We start from the raw sequence: 15,722 nt of genomic DNA on the forward strand, positions 1-15,722 counted from the left end.
TTCACGGAATATGGAGGAAGAGATCAATGATCATGTGCAGTATTCAGCATGTCACGCAAACCAGCGGAGGACATGCGATTTTCAATGGTATATCGTGCGAGATTAAACAAGGCGAACGGATCGGTCTGATCGGCCGAAACGGCTCAGGGAAAACAACTTTGTTAAAGCTTATGAGCGGCCGATTGCAGCCTGATGATGGCCTTGTGACCTGGAAAAAGGGAATAACGACAGGGCTGCTTGAGCAGCACCCTTCCATGGACGCCCATAAAACAGTGAGGGAGCTGCTTTATACTGCGTTTGCTCCGTTATGGAAGATACAGCAGAAGCTTTCCCGGATGGAACGGGAGCTTGCGGATGAAAAAGATATGAAAAGACTTGAACGGCTTTTGGAGCGGTATGGAACATTGCAGGATGAATTTCAGCAAAAAGGCGGATATGAGATCAGCGCGCAAGTTGAACGCGTGGCGGCCGGTTTGAACATCAGCCGCCTTTATGAAACCGAATGGCGGAGCTTGAGCGGGGGCGAACGGACGAAGGTCGGCCTGGCCCGGCTTTTGCTGAGAGCGCCTGACTTGCTTTTACTGGATGAACCGACAAACCATTTGGATTTGACTGCGATCGAATGGCTCACCTCATTTTTAAAGCAGTACAAAGGAACGGCGGTCATCGTTTCCCATGACCGGTATGTTTTGGATGAGGCCGTTACATCGATTTTGGACATCGATGAAGGCGGGTTTCACGTATATCAAGGCGGCTACTCAAACTATGCGGTTGAACGGGAGGAGCGCCTCCTGAATGAATTCCGGCACTATCAGGATCAGCAGAAAAAAATCAAAAAAATGAAGGAAACGATTAAGCGGCTGAAAGACTGGGCAAATCGGTCCAATCCCCCAAACGATGGTCTCCATCGGCGCGCGAAAAGCATGGAAAAGGCCTTGGAACGGATCGAGGTAGTGAAAAAACCGGTGCTCGAGCGAAAAAAAATCGACCTGTCCTTCAATATGAATGACAGAAGCGGAAAAGACGTTGTCAAGCTGGACGGTGTCAGCAAAAGATTCGGGGACCGGCTTCTTTTACGGGACGTGAACATGCACGTCCGCTTTCAGGATCGGGTCGCCATTGTCGGGGAGAACGGCAGCGGAAAAACGACGCTCTTGAAGCTGATCAGCGGAATGGCTGCCCCTGACAGCGGTGAAGTGCAGCTTGGAAGCCGGTTGTCGGCTGCACATCTGAGCCAGCATGTCGCTGAAATGAATGAAGAGCTGACGGTTTTGGACGAATTCAGGGAAAAAGTCAGGCTGGCAGAAGGCGAAGCCCGCATGATGCTCGCCAAGTTTTTATTCTATGGAAACGCCGTTTTTCAAAAAGTGAAAGAGTTAAGCGGGGGAGAGCGGATGAGGCTTCGCCTCGCACAGCTCGTTCACCAGCATCACAACGTCCTGATTCTCGATGAGCCGACAAATCATCTGGACATCGAGTCAAAGGAAGTGCTCGAAGAAGCGCTAAGCCAATTTCAGGGAACCATTATTGCTGTTTCCCATGACAGGTATTTTCTCGACCGGATTTTCAATGTGACGTATTGGCTGGAAGACGGGCGTTTGACTCGATATGAAGGACACTATACGTTTGCAAGAGAAAAGAAAAAGCGGCTGTACGGCGATTAAATAGAAAAAAAGACAGAGTCAGCCGGCTCTGTCTTTTTGATGCCCATTGAAAATAAACGGAATTTTCTATATGATTGAAATTAATGCTGAATCGGTTTATACATAAAAAGAAGGTGCATCATGGAGTTTTTGCTTGTTTTATTGCCTGTATTCGGAATTTTTGCGATCGGGTTTACCGGTCAGAAACTGCTTCATTTTGACATCCAAAACTTATCTAAAATGTCGCTTTATTTAATGTCTCCTTTTTTGGCGTTTGATACCTTTTATGAAAACAAATTGACAATGGATTACGTCTATATGTCTGTCTTTTGTCTCGGTCTTTGTATCATTTTGATTCTTTTTGTTTATGTCATTTCATATTTTCATAGGTATTCCAATCAAGAGCGGTGCGCGCTTGTGCTGTCGTCGGCGTTCATGAACAACGGAAACTACGGGACTCCGGTCGTATTGCTTGTTTATGGGGCGGCAGGGCTCGATATCGCAGTTGTGCTGATGGTCCTTCAGCAGCTCGTCATGAGCACGATCGGCGTCTATTACGCGGCGAAAGGAAGTCCTGAAGCGGGCGGATTTAAAACGGTCATGGCCAGAGTCACCCGGATGCCCGTCGCATACGGTGCTTTGCTTGGCATGTGTTTTCAGCTGACTCATATTTCGATTCCCGAACAGTTAATGACGGCAATTAAATTAGTAGGCGACGCTGCGATACCGACAATCATGATTATTCTAGGCATGCAGCTTGCCGTCATCTCCTTTAAACAAATCGAATATCGGAAGGTCTCTTACTCGCTCCTGCTGAAACTGTTCGTGTCTCCGCTGATTGCATGGGGGTTTACCATGATTCTGCCTGTCGATGACCTTGTCAAAAAAATCATGATCCTGGCCGCGGCTATGCCGACAGCGGCCAATACGACGTTGATGGCCGTACAGTTTCAAACAAAGCCGGAAATTGTCTCAAGCTCAACCTTCATCAGTACGATGCTCAGCATCGCCACCCTGCCGATCGTACTGTGGATGCTGTCTTTGTGGGGCTGACCTAAAATGACCTGGGCGGCCTTTTTGCGTGGTGAGAAGAAAAGAAGGAACGGCATCTCTTCCGGAGAAATAGTTTAAGAAATGATGGGGAAACTTCACCACCGGCAGCACACAGGCGGTCAAAAAAAGCGGCGGCAAGGAACCGCCGCAGGCGAGCCGTCTTAACCATCGATTGACAGAGCAATGTTTCCGAACTGTTCGCCGTCGGCGAGCCGCTTAAAGGCAGCAGCCCCTTCTGATAATGGGAAAACCTGATCGATGACCGGTTTCAGCAAATGGTGTTCCATAAAACTGAGCATTTCCTTGAATTCTTCAAGGCTGCCCATCGATGTTCCGATGATGCTGATCTGCGGAAAGAACAGCGAACGCAGGGGAATGGTGATGCTGTCTCCCGAACTGGCTCCAAAACTGACGATACGTCCATTCGGCTTGATCACATCAAAATAGTGATCAAATGTTGCCGGACCGATGCTGTCAAGTATGAGGTCAACAAGGCTTCCATTCAGGCTTTCTTTCCAATCACTGCGGCTGTCAAAGGCTTGGTCTGCTCCGTACTTGAGCGCTTCTTCCCTTTTTTCCCCGCTCCGGGAGGTCACGGTGACATGTGCTCCCGCAGCTTTTGCCATCAAGAGCGCATATGTTGCGACACCGCTTCCGATGCCGGGAATTAAAACATGCTGGCCTTTTTTCAAGCCTCCTCTCGTAAACAGGGCTCTAGAGGCTGTCAGAGCGGCCAATGGCAAGACGCCTGCTTCCTCCCATGAAAAGGTAAGCGGGCTTTTTCACAACGTGTTTGGCCGGAGCTATGACGTATTCCGCAAAGGTTCCGTCAGAAGGGCCCCCGAGAATGTCCGGCACATCTGGAACGGAATCCGTCGATTCCCAATCGATGCTCGGATTGATGATCACCTCTGTTCCGACGGAGAGATCGTGAACGCCCCCGCCGATTTCTTCTATCACACCCGCTCCGTCCGAACCCGGTATATACGGGGCATCGCTGATTGTTCTGGATTGAAACAGAAACAGATCCCGGCGGTTTAGCCCTGCCGCTTTCAGCTTGATTTTTACTTCACCGCTCCCCGGCGATTTTGCCGGTACGTCTTCGTATGTAAGACCTGCAAGTCCGGTCGTTCCGTCATGAATGATCGCTTTCATCAAGACTCCTCCTTTGATTATTTGAAATCAATTACATCTGTTTAGTCAGAAGGAATGTAAAAGATCTGTCTGGGAATGGTATACAGCCCGAAGAGGCCAAACTTTCTAAAGGGGATTGCAATGCGCAGGAAATTCCTTTAGTGTAAAACAGTAAAAAAGTGAAGGAGATGAAACATGAGTTTTCACGATCAGCAAATTTTACCGGCCGTCCGGAACATGAAACAATTTGATACTTTTTTGGACAGTCCTTTTTCATACGGCGTCCTTCTTGATATTCATCTGGGACAGCTTGGCGGCGTCATTAGCGCGGCGAGGTCCCGCGGAAAAAAGATGCTTGTCCATGTCGACTTAATCCAGGGAATCAAGCATGATGAATACGGAGCTGAATTCATCTGCCAGGAAATGAAGCCGGCGGGCATTCTGTCCACCCGGTCAAGCGTTATCGCCAAGGCGAAGCAAAAGAAAGTATATGCGATCCAGCGCATGTTTTTAATCGATACAAGCGCCATGAGCAAAAGCATTGAGCTTGTCAAAAAACACAGGCCTGACTATATAGAAGTGCTTCCGGGAATCTCGCCGGCATTAATTAAAGAAGTAAAGGAAAAAACCGGAATTCCGATATTCGCAGGCGGATTCATCCGTTCCGAAAACGATGTCAGACAGGCATTGGCAGCCGGAGCCGCCGCTGTCACCACCTCTAATACGGAACTGTGGAAAAAATATTGGGGCTGAAAAAATGAAAGTGTGAAATTTTATTGACACCGCTTACAAAATACGATACGATCTTACTAAGTTAATACATTGTGACGGAGACGCGGAGACCACAGCAATTCTTTACTATCACTATGTAAAGAAAGTTTGCTGTGTTTTTTTATGGTCTTTTAGGCACAGTGGATAAGGTGGACGATAACGTTCATCTGGAATACACGGACTTATCAATAGATTGTTTAGGAGGGATCATCATGACAGCATTTTGGGGGGAAGTTGTAGGAACGATGCTGCTCATCGTGTTTGGAGCAGGAGTATGTGCAGGAGTGAATTTGAAGAAATCGCTTTCACATCAATCGGGATGGATTGTGATCACATTTGGCTGGGGGCTTGGCGTAGCCATGGCCGTGTATGCCGTCGGGAATATCAGCGGTGCGCATTTAAACCCCGCTGTAACATTGGGGTTGGCGTTTGTCGGTGATTTCCCTTGGGAACAGGTACCTTCCTATATTTTAGGCCAGATGATCGGCGCGTTTTTAGGAGCTGTCCTCATTTATCTTCATTATTTGCCGCATTGGAAAGAAACCGAAGATCAGGGAGCGAAGCTCGGGGTGTTTTCAACAGGTCCGGCCATTCCCAATACATTTGCCAATCTGTTCAGTGAAACACTCGGGACATTTATTCTCGTACTCGGTATTTTAGCAATTGGTGCAAATAAATTCACAGATGGTCTAAATCCGCTTGTCGTCGGATTCCTGATCGTGGCCATCGGTCTCTCGCTTGGCGGAACGACCGGATATGCGATCAACCCGGCCCGCGATTTAGGCCCGAGAATTGCCCACTTTGTTCTGCCGATTGCAGGAAAAGGCGGCTCCAATTGGGGATATGCCTGGATTCCAGTTCTCGGACCGGTTCTCGGCGGCTCTTTTGCAGGCGTATTTTACAATGCTGTTTTTAAAGGACATCTGACAAACACCTTTTGGATTGTAAGCGTTGTACTCGCTGTGATATTGTTAGGTTTCTATATTCATATGAAAAAACAGGCTGTCGATAAATCAGTCACATTTTAAGAAAGCATCTGCTTGAACAGACACAATAAGGGGGATTTAAAATGGAAAAGTATATTTTATCTCTTGATCAAGGGACGACAAGCACAAGAGCGATTATCTTCAACAAAGACGGGGAAATCGTGCATGTTGCGCAAAAAGAATTCACTCAGTATTTCCCAAATCCGGGCTGGGTTGAGCACAATGCAAATGAAATCTGGGGCTCGGTTCTGGCGGTGATCGCGTCGGCTCTTTCCGAATCAGGAATTGAAGCAGGACAAATAGCGGGAATCGGTATCACGAACCAGAGGGAAACGACAGTCGTCTGGGATAAGCATACCGGCAAGCCGGTTTACAATGCGATTGTCTGGCAGTCGCGGCAAACGGCGGATATATGCCATGAATTAAAAGCTAAAGGCTATGAAAAGACGGTCAGAGAAAAAACAGGACTCTTGATCGATCCTTACTTTTCAGGAACAAAAGTAAAGTGGATTTTGGACAATGTCGAGGGGGCGAGGGAAAAAGCCAAAAACGGCGACCTCCTCTTCGGAACGATCGACACATGGCTGATCTGGAAAATGTCTGGCGGAAAAGCCCATGTGACGGATTATTCCAACGCTTCAAGAACATTGATGTTCAACATTTATGACTTGAAGTGGGATGAGGAGCTGCTCGACATTCTCGACGTTCCGAAATCCATGCTTCCGGAAGTCAAGCCATCTTCTCACGTGTACGCTGAAACGGTCGACTACCATTTCTTCGGACAGAGTATTCCGATTGCCGGAGCGGCCGGCGACCAGCAGGCGGCATTGTTCGGCCAAGCCTGCTTTGAAGAAGGAATGGTTAAAAACACGTATGGCACAGGCTGCTTCATGCTGATGAACACCGGGGAAAAAGCGATTAAATCAGAGCACGGCCTGTTGACGACGATCGCTTGGGGAATTGACGGAAAGGTCGAGTATGCTCTGGAAGGAAGCGTGTTTGTCGCCGGTTCGGCCATCCAGTGGCTGCGCGATGGGCTGAGAATGTTTAAAGATGCGAAGGAAAGTGAAAATTACGCTGTGAGGGTGGAATCCGCAGATGGTGTCTATGTGGTTCCAGCATTTGTCGGCTTAGGTACGCCATATTGGGACAGCGATGTCCGCGGCGCGGTATTCGGCCTGACCCGCGGAACGTCGAAAGAGCATTTTATCAGAGCAACGCTTGAGTCGCTTGCATATCAAACGAAAGATGTGCTTGATGCGATGACAGAGGATTCCGGAATTGAAGTGAAAACGCTGCGTGTGGACGGCGGAGCCGTGAAGAACAACTTCTTGATGTCGTTTCAGGGGGATCTTCTCGATGTTCCGGTTGAACGTCCGGAAATCAATGAAACGACCGCGCTTGGTTCAGCCTATTTAGCAGGCCTTGCAGTCGGCTTCTGGAACGACCGTTCAGAAATCAAAGACCAATGGCATCTGGATAAACGCTTTGAGCCGAAAATGGATGAAAAAGAACGCGAGAGCCTATACAGCGGATGGAAAAAGGCCGTTCAAGCAGCTATGGCTTTTAAATAATCAATCATTATGCTACAATGAACTTAAGTTAATAGAAACGGTTGGAGAAGAGGAGAGACCACAGGCACCAAAGCACAATATTTGCTTTGGATGTTTGTGGTCTCTTTTTCTGTTATTTGCCGTGACAACAAGGGAGGACTTTTATAATGGAATCATTATTTTCAAGCCGCAAACGCGACGATATTCTGCAGGCTATGACAAAACAGACGTATGATGTGTTTATTATCGGAGGGGGAATCACGGGAGCCGGAACGGCCTTGGATGCCGCTTCACGGGGGATGAAAACAGCTCTTTGCGAAATGCAGGACTTCGCCGCAGGGACATCAAGCCGTTCAACGAAGCTCGTCCATGGAGGGCTCCGCTATTTAAAGCAGTTTGAAGTCAAAATGGTCGCCGAAGTCGGCAAAGAGCGGGCGATTGTTTATGAAAACGGACCGCATGTGACAACACCCGAATGGATGCTTCTGCCGATGCATAAAGGAGGCACATTTGGCAAGTTCTCGACATCGATCGGCCTCAGGGTGTATGACTTTTTGGCGGGCGTCAAAAAATCCGAGCGGAGAAGCATGCTGAACGCGAACGAAACGCTCGACAAAGAGCCGCTTGTGAAAAAGGACGGCCTGAAAGGCGGCGGCTATTATGTCGAATACCGCACAGATGACGCCAGACTGACAATGGAAGTATTAAAAGAAGCGGTCAATTTTGGAGCCGATGCCGTAAACTATGCGAAAGTAAGCGAATTTCTCTATGAGAACGGCAAGGTCAGAGGCGTGGTCATTGAAGATGTCCTGACAAAGAAAACGTACCGCGTCTATGCGAAAAAAGTCGTCAATGCGACAGGCCCTTGGGTCGACCGCCTGAGAGAAAAAGACCGTTCAAAAGAAGGCAAACACCTTCAGCATACAAAGGGTGTACACCTTGTCTTCGACCAATCGGTATTCCCATTAAAACAAGCGGTTTATTTCGACACACCCGACGGCCGCATGGTCTTTGCCATACCGAGGGACGGCAAGGCATATGTCGGAACAACCGATACCGTCTACACCAAAGATCTTGAACATCCGCGAATGACGACTGAAGACAGGGATTATGTCATCAACGCGATCAATTATATGTTCCCTAGTCTAGGCATCAAAGCCGATGATGTGGAATCCAGCTGGGCCGGGCTCAGACCGCTGATTCATGAAGAAGGAAAAGATCCGTCCGAGATTTCCCGAAAAGACGAAATCTGGACATCGGACTCCGGTTTGATCACGATTGCCGGGGGAAAACTGACCGGCTACAGAAAAATGGCTGAACATATCGTCGATCTTGTCAGAACGCGCTTAAAAGAGGAAGGAGACAAAGACTTCGGACCTTGCAAAACGAAAACGATGCCGATTTCAGGCGGCCACATCGGCGGTTCCAAAAACCTGCAGGCTTTTATCGAGAAAAATGCCGCCGAAGGCGCTGCAGCAGGTTTGACAGAACAAACAGCCGCTCAGCTTGCTGCAAGATACGGATCAAATACAGACCGCCTGTTTGAACGGGTGAAAACGCTCAAAGAAGAAGCAGCTAAACGACGTATTCCGGTTCACGTGCTGGCGGAGATGGACTACGCCATCGATGAAGAAATGGCCGCTTCACTAGCAGACTTCTTTGTCCGCAGAACGGGTGCATTATTCTTTGACATTGATTGGGTCCGCACTTATAAAGAGGGACTTACGGAGTATATGAGTGATAAGCTGAACTGGGACGCTGAAACAAAGGCCGAACAGGTCAAAACATTGGAACAGCTTCTCCATGACGCCGTTGTCCCGCTTGCAAGCAAATAAGCGAATTGATTCTAAAGACCTGTGTCGATTTTGCTCATAATAGAGTCTATATGACTAAAATGGAGCTGCCCCCGCAAAGGGCAGCCTCATTTTTTGAGATGAGCCGTCTAACTTTGGACAAAGCAGGCGTTTATCCGATAATATAAAAAGAAAAGCCGCGATTACATAAGCGAAACAATGGAGGTCTGTCATGAGCTGGAGAAAAAGCTATGAACGCTGGAAGAACACGGATAACCTGGATCCTGAATTAAAATCTTTGCTTCTTGCAGCAGAAGGAAATGAAAAAGAACTGGAGGATTGCTTTTATAAAAAGCTTGAATTCGGAACGGCAGGTATGCGCGGAGAAATCGGACCAGGTCCAAACCGGATGAACGTCTATACGGTCCGCAAAGCATCGGCGGGGCTTGCTTCTTATATTGCCGCAAGCGGTGAAGAAGCCAAAAAGCGGGGCGTTGTCATCGCTTATGATTCCCGCCACAAGTCGCCTGAATTTGCGATGGAAGCGGCCAAAACACTTGGCGCAAACGGTGTGCAAACATACTTGTTTGACGAACTTCGCCCGACACCTGAGCTTTCATTTGCTGTAAGAGAACTGAACGCATACGCCGGAATCGTCATTACGGCAAGCCATAATCCGCCGGAATACAACGGCTACAAAGTATACGGCGATGACGGAGCACAGCTGACGCCAGAAGCTGCTGATAAGCTCATCGGCCATGTCAATGCGATAGAAAACGAACTGGAGATCACAGAAGGCGATCAGGATGCCTTAACAGAAAAAGGGCTGATTAACATCATCGGCGAAGATATTGATCAAGCATACCTTGAGAAGCTGACAACGATCTCCGTCAATCCGGATTTGTCCAAAGAAACAGATGTAAAGGTGATTTTCACACCGCTTCACGGCACGGCTAACAAATCTGTTAGACGAGGACTGAAAGCACTCGGCTATGAACAGGTAACCGTTGTCCCTGAACAGGAGCTTCCTGATCCCGATTTTTCAACCGTTTCTTCACCGAATCCTGAAGAACACGCCGCTTTTGAGTATGCGATCAAACTCGGAGAAGAAAAAGGAGCCGATATCCTGATCGGGACCGATCCCGATGCGGACCGCCTCGGCGTCGCCGTGAAAGATCACGACGGCCGCTACGTTGTATTGACGGGCAACCAGACAGGAGCGCTACTCCTTCATTACCTGCTTTCGCAAAAACAGGAAAAAGGAATCCTCCCGGAAAACGGAGTCGTTTTAAAAACGATTGTGACAAGTGAAATGGGGCGCGATATCGCCGCTTCATTCGGGCTCGATACAATCGATGTGCTGACAGGCTTTAAATTCATCGGCGAAAAAATTAAGCAGTACCATGTTTCAGGCGAATACACTTTCCAGTTCGGCTATGAAGAAAGCTACGGCTATTTAATCGGCGACTTTGCAAGGGATAAGGACGCCGTACAAGCTGCGCTCCTTGCCGTTGAAGTCTGCGCCTTCTACAAGAAGCAGGGAAAATCCCTGTACGACGGGCTGCAGGAGCTGTATAAAACATACGGTTATTATCGTGAAGGCTTGAAATCCCTTACCCTCAAAGGGAAAGAAGGAGCTGAACAGATCGCTGCCATTCTCAGCACTTTTAGAGAGCAGCCGCCACATGTAATCGCCGGAAAAGACGTGGTATCAGCCGAAGACTATCTCGCCGGCAAACGGACGCTTTTGAAGGAAAACAAGGAAGAAATGATCGACCTTCCAAAATCGAATGTGCTGAAATATTTCCTTGAAGACGGATCGTGGTTCTGCCTAAGGCCATCCGGCACGGAGCCGAAAGTGAAGTTTTATTTCGCGGTCAAAGGCGATACGGACGAAGACAGTGAAGCCCGTCTGAACACCTTATCAGATGAAGTGATGAAAAAAATAGACGAGATTGTAGAGGCAACCTCGAAATCGTAAGCCAAAAATCCGCCGGGCAGGCGGATTTTTTCGTTTGCATTGAAAAGTTATCCTGATTGATGTAATATATAATTTGCATTAAGTAATGTATATGTTGCATATAACGAGGGGGATTAAGCTGTCATGAAGTTCTTTAAATCAGGAGACGAATATGTTAACAAGAGCATGAACCAATTTTTCAGCGAAGCCGGTATGATGATCGCAGCCCTATTGTTTCTCGATTTTCTGATCAGAGGCTTAATTTTGCAGAGGCCATCATCCGAATATTTGGTCAGCGGGATCGCTTTTGCAGTATACGCGGGCTGGATCTTGCTCCGCTATCTTTTATCAGGCCTTGAGTATCCGGAGATTGCCAGCAAAACGGCTTACCGAAAAAAAAGAAAAGAAATGCTGGCCGTCAGCATTACTTCAGGTATCATTTTTTCTATTTTAACGCTTATTTTCACTGGCATTCCGGACGGCCCGGAGGAATGGCTGGACCTGATTGTCATGTTTGTGCTTTTTACCTTTCTCTACTTCATCACCAATTTTATTTCTTTACACAAATCTTTCAAAAAAAATCAAGATCTTTTGGATGATTAAATCGACATGGCGGGTGAGGAGATGGTTAACAGAGTGAAATTGGCCCGAATCGAAAAATCGTGGACTCAGGCGCAATTGGCCGAACGGGTTCATGTGACAAGGCAGACGATCGGGCTGATTGAAAAAAACAAATACAATCCGACATTGCAGCTTTGCATCGCCATTGCAAAAGCGCTGGACAAAACGTTGGACGAATTATTTTGGGATTGAAGCCGGACGATGAATTCTTCTTTTTGTTTGGCACAGGGGATTTGCGGAATACATAGCAAGTCAAGCCGATTAGGGAATATAAGAAAATCGACCATCACAACACCTCAAAGATGACACTTCGCGTCCTAAGCCAAAAGTCTTAGAACGATTCAGCACAAATGGTGAGCCATTTCAGAACCTATGGGGGAGCCGCTTTTTAAAAAACATTTGTATAATAAAATAAGCCGTCAGTTCGAACGAATTTAAAAGAAGGGCGGATGAAGCTGTTGGGAGAAAACACCCGGTTTGAAAAGTTAAAAACACTGAAAGAAATCGCGGAAACTTTAAATGAAGGGCACTATCTACAGGAAACCCTTGATGCCGTCTTAAAAAAGCTGCTTGATCTAACAGGACTCAGGACGGCATGGCTATTTTTAATTGATGAAAAAGGCGGGTTTGAGCTGGCAGCTTCCGCTTTTTTACCCGAGGCTCTGGCTTATGACAACAGTCGTTTACTGTGTGAAGGAGGATGCTACTGCATTCAGCAGTACAGGGATGAAAACATGGACAGGGCGACAAATATCATTCACTGTCAGCGCATTGAAGCGGCGATTAAAATGAAGAGGGGCGACCCGGAAGGCATTACACACCATGCAACAGTGCCCCTTAGAGACCAGAATAAACGCTTCGGTCTTTTGAATGTGGCCGCTCCCGGCAAGAGCCATTTTGATCGGGAAGAGCTGGCTCTTTTAGAGGCCGTCGCTCTCCAAATCGGCACAGCGATTAAGCGGATCAAGCTCGCCGAACATGAACGCAGGAATCTACTGTTGACCGAGCGGAACAGGCTCGCGCAAGATTTGCATGACTCCGTCAATCAAATGATTTTTTCTTTAAGCTTGACCGCCAAAGCCGCGGGCGAGCTGACAGATAACCCTGACGTCTGTGAAATGCTTGAGTTTATCCAGCATCTGTCACATGAAGCACTGCTTGAGATGAGGGCGTTGATTTGGCAGCTCAGGCCCCAGGGACTTGAGGAAGGACTGTCGGCGGCTGTTGAAAAGTATGCCGAAGTCCTCGGGCTTGATGTCAACATGACACAGAGCGGTGTGCTCCGCTTATCGCCGGAAGAGGAAGAGCTGTTTTGGCGCCTGAGCCAGGAAGCACTCAGCAACTGTAAAAAACATGCCGAAGCGAAACTCGTCCATGTAAACATCAGTGTGTCCCCGTCATCTGCCGTACTTGAAATTGAGGATGATGGTAAAGGATTTCTATACGATCCCGATTCAAATCTTCCAACGTTCGGCTTAAAAGGGATGAAAGAGCGGACGGAAAAAGCCGGCGGTCTCTTCCAGCTTGAAACGGACATCAACAAAGGGACGAAAATCCGGGTGTTACTGCCTTTAAGGGAGAAGGGGGAGGCAAAGTGGAGAAAATAAAAATCATCATTGCCGATGATCATCATATTGTCAGAAAAGGCCTGCTGTTTTTTTTCAAAACGCAAAGAGATCTCGAAGTCGCAGGGGAAGCATCGACTGGTGTGGAAGTGTTGGAAGCGTTGAAGCGGCACGCGGCCGACATCGTCCTGATGGATCTATCGATGCCCGAAATGGACGGAATTGAAGCGACAAAACAGATCAAAAAAGCCCATCCTCGAGTAAAAGTGATCGTCTTGACAAGCTATGCCGATGAAGCGCATGTGATTCCGGCGATCCAGGCCGGCGCTGAAGCCTATCAGCTCAAAGATGCCGAGCCGGATGAGCTTGTCGAAACGATCAGGGCTGTGCACGAAGGCAGGCATACGCTTGACCCGAAGATTATGTCCCACATCTTTCACCATATGTCACAGGCTCATGAGAAAGAAAGAATCCACCAATTGACAAATAGAGAAAAAGATGTTTTATTTGAAATTGCTCAAGGCAAAAGCAATAAGGAAATTGCAGCTTCATTATTTATCAGTGAAAAAACGGTCAAAACCCACGTATCCAATCTGCTGTCAAAGCTTGAACTGTCAGATCGGACACAGGCTGCATTGTTTGCCGTGAAACATGATATATATCCAAATACCAGGAGATGATCAAATGAAAATCACCGTTATCAGCGGAACCGCAAGAAAAAAAGGCAGAACGAGGATCGCCGCATCATATATCGCCAACACATACCACACCGACCTGATCGATTTAAGCGAATTCATTCTGCCGGTTTTTAACGGAGAGGAAGAACAGTTTGCCTTGGAAAATGTGCAAAACCTGAAAAAAGCCGTAAAAGAAGCGGATGCTGTCGTGTTATTATCCCCGGAATATCACAGCGGTATGAGCGGCGCTTTAAAAAATGCGCTCGACTTTTTAAGCAATGAGCAGTTTGCCGGAAAACCGGTGGCATTGTTTGCATGTGCCGGCGGCGGAAAAGGCGGGATGAACGCTCTGACCAACATGCGCATCGTAGCTCGCGGCCTGTATGCGAATGTGATCACAAAGCAGCTGATACTCGACCCGATCCATATTGATGAGGCAAACAGTACGGTCGCAGAAGAAGCGCAAGTGAGCATCAAACATGTGATGGAAGAACTTCTGTTGTTTGCCAAATTTCAAAAAGCCTGACGCTTGATAAAGCGCCAGGCTTTTTTTATGTGAAGACAAGCACGCCGTTTTCGTTTTCATGCCCGGTAAATGAAGCATGATCAATATATTGAAGCAGGTCATAAAGCCTTTTTTCGACTATGGTGTCGTCCCTTTCAAAATTATAGGCGTGCAAGAAATGTTCAATTCGTTTGGATAGCAAATCATCCTCGGTGCGCACCATTAAGATGAGCAGGTTATCCCATTGAGATCGGTGCGTGTAATACAAAGCTTTATCATAATCGGCATAGTTCACTTCGCGATTCTCCCTTCTTTCTTAAGGAGTCTTGATTATTTTATGTGACGGAGGCATTTTTTCTTCGGGCAAAACTTGGTCTCCCTGACGTGCAGAGCCTAGAAATATGAGGATGGTATAAGGAAAACGAAAAATTTTGCATGTCAGCCGTTTTTCTGGTCATGATAATCATATGTACAATGCAAACGGAGCGATCCAACAATGAAGAAATTCGCGGTCTTTTTCAGTGTGCTCGTGCTTTTCACATTCATGGAGAACCATATATCAGGGCTTGAACACGATTCGGCTGACAGGTGGGAAAGAATCGCCTGGAGCGCGCTTGAGGAAAAATACAAGGGCGCCAAATTAGAGGATTATGAATATGTAGGGCGGACCGAGGTCAATGATGAACAGGCAAAAGATGTATTCAGGGTGACCGTCATTCAGGAAGGCAAAGCCTTTTCAGCGCATGCGGAAGTCTATTTTCATCCGGTGACAAATGCGATTATCAGCGTACAGATATTTCCCCTGTAAAAAAAACGAAGGAGACGATTCCTTCGTTAACTCAACAATTTACGTATGTGGTCCTGATTAAAGATGATGTCCTGAAGAGTATATTGATCAAGCACTTCCAAATATGCGGAAAGCGCTTTGTTTAATACATGTTTTAACCCGCATGTAGGGGAAAGAATGCAGTTGTTTTTTTCTTTATTAAAGCATTCCACAAGATCAAAATCATCTTCAGTTTTTCGGATGACTTCACCGATATTAATCTGTTCAGGCGCTTTTCCGAGACGGATTCCGCCATTGCGGCCCCGAATCGTTTCCACGTAGCCAAGCTTGCCAAGCTCGTAAATCACCTTCATGAGGTGGTTTTTTGAAATGGAGTAGGTGTCGGCGATGTCCTTTATATTGACAAGCTCGTTTGAGTTTTTGGATGCTAGAAAAATCAGAACTCTTAATGAGTAGTCCGTATAATTTGTTAATTTCATCGCATTACCCTCAATCAAACAAGTTTACATTATCTTATCACATTTGCCTCCGCTTATGAGGGTGAAGCGGAAATTGTTACAAAAATATAAAACATTCGTTCATAATATTGCTTTAATGAACCGAAAGGACTACGATAAAGATGTAGATAAAATACATCTTTAACCTAAGAAATACTTTAAAAAAGACCGTTTTGC

The 15,722-nt window shown here is 47.1% G+C and carries 15 protein-coding genes and 1 pseudogene; 13 read left to right on the forward strand and 3 right to left on the reverse strand.

Annotated features, from left to right (window positions below; translation table 11 throughout):
* The first annotated feature begins 26 nt into the window (after positions 1–26).
* Positions 27–1,664 carry a ribosomal protection-like ABC-F family protein gene (abc-f, locus tag M654_RS06855; RefSeq protein ID WP_026586182.1) on the forward strand — a complete coding sequence of 546 codons (1,638 nt, stop codon included), beginning with the start codon at positions 27–29 and terminating at the stop codon, positions 1,662–1,664.
* Between the two features lie 120 nt (positions 1,665–1,784).
* On the forward strand, positions 1,785–2,696 hold the full coding sequence (locus M654_RS06860) for an AEC family transporter (protein WP_026586183.1): 912 nt from the start codon (positions 1,785–1,787) through the stop codon (positions 2,694–2,696).
* 161 nt (positions 2,697–2,857) lie between these two features.
* Here M654_RS06860 and M654_RS06865 read toward each other — a convergent pair.
* A pseudogene (locus M654_RS06865) lies at positions 2,858–3,851 on the reverse strand (quinone oxidoreductase family protein).
* Positions 3,852–4,025: 174 nt separating this feature from the next.
* On the opposite strand from M654_RS06865, the gene M654_RS06870 reads away from it, so the two are divergent.
* The 10 genes from M654_RS06870 to M654_RS06915 all read left to right on the forward strand — a co-directional run bounded on the left by M654_RS06870 (position 4,026) and on the right by M654_RS06915 (position 14,282).
* The gene (locus M654_RS06870; protein WP_026586184.1) at positions 4,026–4,583 is read left to right on the forward strand and encodes a glycerol-3-phosphate responsive antiterminator; all 558 of its coding nucleotides are present in this window, start codon (positions 4,026–4,028) and stop codon (positions 4,581–4,583) included.
* 230 nt (positions 4,584–4,813) lie between these two features.
* Positions 4,814–5,629, forward strand: a complete 816-nt coding sequence (locus M654_RS06875; protein WP_026586185.1) for an MIP/aquaporin family protein — start codon at positions 4,814–4,816, stop codon at positions 5,627–5,629.
* Positions 5,630–5,670: 41 nt separating this feature from the next.
* Positions 5,671–7,161: a glycerol kinase GlpK gene (glpK, locus tag M654_RS06880; RefSeq protein WP_026586186.1), complete on the forward strand. Its 1,491-nt coding sequence runs from the start codon at positions 5,671–5,673 to the stop codon at positions 7,159–7,161.
* Positions 7,162–7,304: 143 nt separating this feature from the next.
* A complete protein-coding gene (gene glpD, locus M654_RS06885; protein ID WP_026586187.1) occupies positions 7,305–8,975 on the forward strand; it encodes a glycerol-3-phosphate dehydrogenase in 1,671 nt (556 codons plus the stop codon).
* Between the two features lie 190 nt (positions 8,976–9,165).
* Entirely contained in the window at positions 9,166–10,914 is a 1,749-nt protein-coding gene (locus M654_RS06890; protein ID WP_026586188.1) for a phospho-sugar mutase, read from the forward strand.
* Between the two features lie 123 nt (positions 10,915–11,037).
* On the forward strand, positions 11,038–11,496 hold the full coding sequence (locus M654_RS06895; protein WP_026586189.1) for a DUF6773 family protein: 459 nt from the start codon (positions 11,038–11,040) through the stop codon (positions 11,494–11,496).
* A 21-nt stretch (positions 11,497–11,517) separates the two neighbouring features.
* On the forward strand, positions 11,518–11,706 hold the full coding sequence (locus tag M654_RS06900; protein WP_026586190.1) for a helix-turn-helix transcriptional regulator: 189 nt from the start codon (positions 11,518–11,520) through the stop codon (positions 11,704–11,706).
* Positions 11,707–11,972: 266 nt separating this feature from the next.
* Entirely contained in the window at positions 11,973–13,121 is a 1,149-nt protein-coding gene (locus M654_RS06905) for a GAF domain-containing sensor histidine kinase (RefSeq protein ID WP_026586191.1), read from the forward strand.
* The gene (locus tag M654_RS06910; RefSeq protein ID WP_026586192.1) at positions 13,118–13,759 is read left to right on the forward strand and encodes a response regulator; all 642 of its coding nucleotides are present in this window, start codon (positions 13,118–13,120) and stop codon (positions 13,757–13,759) included. The genes M654_RS06905 and M654_RS06910 overlap by 4 nt, the downstream gene beginning before the upstream one ends.
* 4 nt (positions 13,760–13,763) lie before the next feature.
* Positions 13,764–14,282: an NADPH-dependent FMN reductase gene (locus M654_RS06915; RefSeq protein ID WP_026586193.1), complete on the forward strand. Its 519-nt coding sequence runs from the start codon at positions 13,764–13,766 to the stop codon at positions 14,280–14,282.
* Positions 14,283–14,307: 25 nt separating this feature from the next.
* Here M654_RS06915 and M654_RS06920 read toward each other — a convergent pair whose 3' ends face one another.
* Positions 14,308–14,556, reverse strand: a complete 249-nt coding sequence (locus tag M654_RS06920) for a YhdB family protein (protein ID WP_026586194.1) — start codon at positions 14,554–14,556, stop codon at positions 14,308–14,310.
* Between the two features lie 249 nt (positions 14,557–14,805).
* Here M654_RS06920 and M654_RS06925 point away from each other — a divergent pair, with 249 nt between their 5' ends.
* The gene (locus tag M654_RS06925) at positions 14,806–15,069 is read left to right on the forward strand and encodes a DUF3889 domain-containing protein (RefSeq protein ID WP_372709768.1); all 264 of its coding nucleotides are present in this window, start codon (positions 14,806–14,808) and stop codon (positions 15,067–15,069) included.
* Positions 15,070–15,095: 26 nt separating this feature from the next.
* On the opposite strand, the gene nsrR is transcribed toward M654_RS06925, so the two are convergent.
* Positions 15,096–15,527: a nitric oxide-sensing transcriptional repressor NsrR gene (gene nsrR, locus M654_RS06930; RefSeq protein ID WP_026586196.1), complete on the reverse strand. Its 432-nt coding sequence runs from the start codon at positions 15,525–15,527 to the stop codon at positions 15,096–15,098.
* Positions 15,528–15,722 lie beyond the last annotated feature (195 nt).

Source organism: Bacillus sp. NSP9.1, from assembly GCF_000465465.2.
Lineage (GTDB): Bacteria > Bacillota > Bacilli > Bacillales > Bacillaceae > Bacillus > Bacillus sonorensis_A.

Excerpts from the sequence above, each read along its gene's own strand:
- M654_RS06860 (WP_026586183.1), top strand. The coding sequence starts at position 1,785 with ATGGAGTTTTTGCTTGTTTTATTGCCTGTATTCGGAATTTTTGCGATC.
- glpK (WP_026586186.1), top strand. The coding sequence starts at position 5,671 with ATGGAAAAGTATATTTTATCTCTTGATCAAGGGACGACAAGCACAAGA.
- abc-f (WP_026586182.1), top strand. The coding sequence starts at position 27 with ATGATCATGTGCAGTATTCAGCATGTCACGCAAACCAGCGGAGGACAT.
- M654_RS06890 (WP_026586188.1), top strand. The coding sequence starts at position 9,166 with ATGAGCTGGAGAAAAAGCTATGAACGCTGGAAGAACACGGATAACCTG.
- M654_RS06915 (WP_026586193.1), top strand. The coding sequence starts at position 13,764 with ATGAAAATCACCGTTATCAGCGGAACCGCAAGAAAAAAAGGCAGAACG.
- M654_RS06900 (WP_026586190.1), top strand. The coding sequence starts at position 11,518 with ATGGTTAACAGAGTGAAATTGGCCCGAATCGAAAAATCGTGGACTCAG.
- M654_RS06875 (WP_026586185.1), top strand. The coding sequence starts at position 4,814 with ATGACAGCATTTTGGGGGGAAGTTGTAGGAACGATGCTGCTCATCGTG.
- M654_RS06895 (WP_026586189.1), top strand. The coding sequence starts at position 11,038 with ATGAAGTTCTTTAAATCAGGAGACGAATATGTTAACAAGAGCATGAAC.
- M654_RS06870 (WP_026586184.1), top strand. The coding sequence starts at position 4,026 with ATGAGTTTTCACGATCAGCAAATTTTACCGGCCGTCCGGAACATGAAA.
- nsrR (WP_026586196.1), bottom strand. The coding sequence starts at position 15,527 with ATGAAATTAACAAATTATACGGACTACTCATTAAGAGTTCTGATTTTT.
- M654_RS06925 (WP_372709768.1), top strand. The coding sequence starts at position 14,806 with ATGGAGAACCATATATCAGGGCTTGAACACGATTCGGCTGACAGGTGG.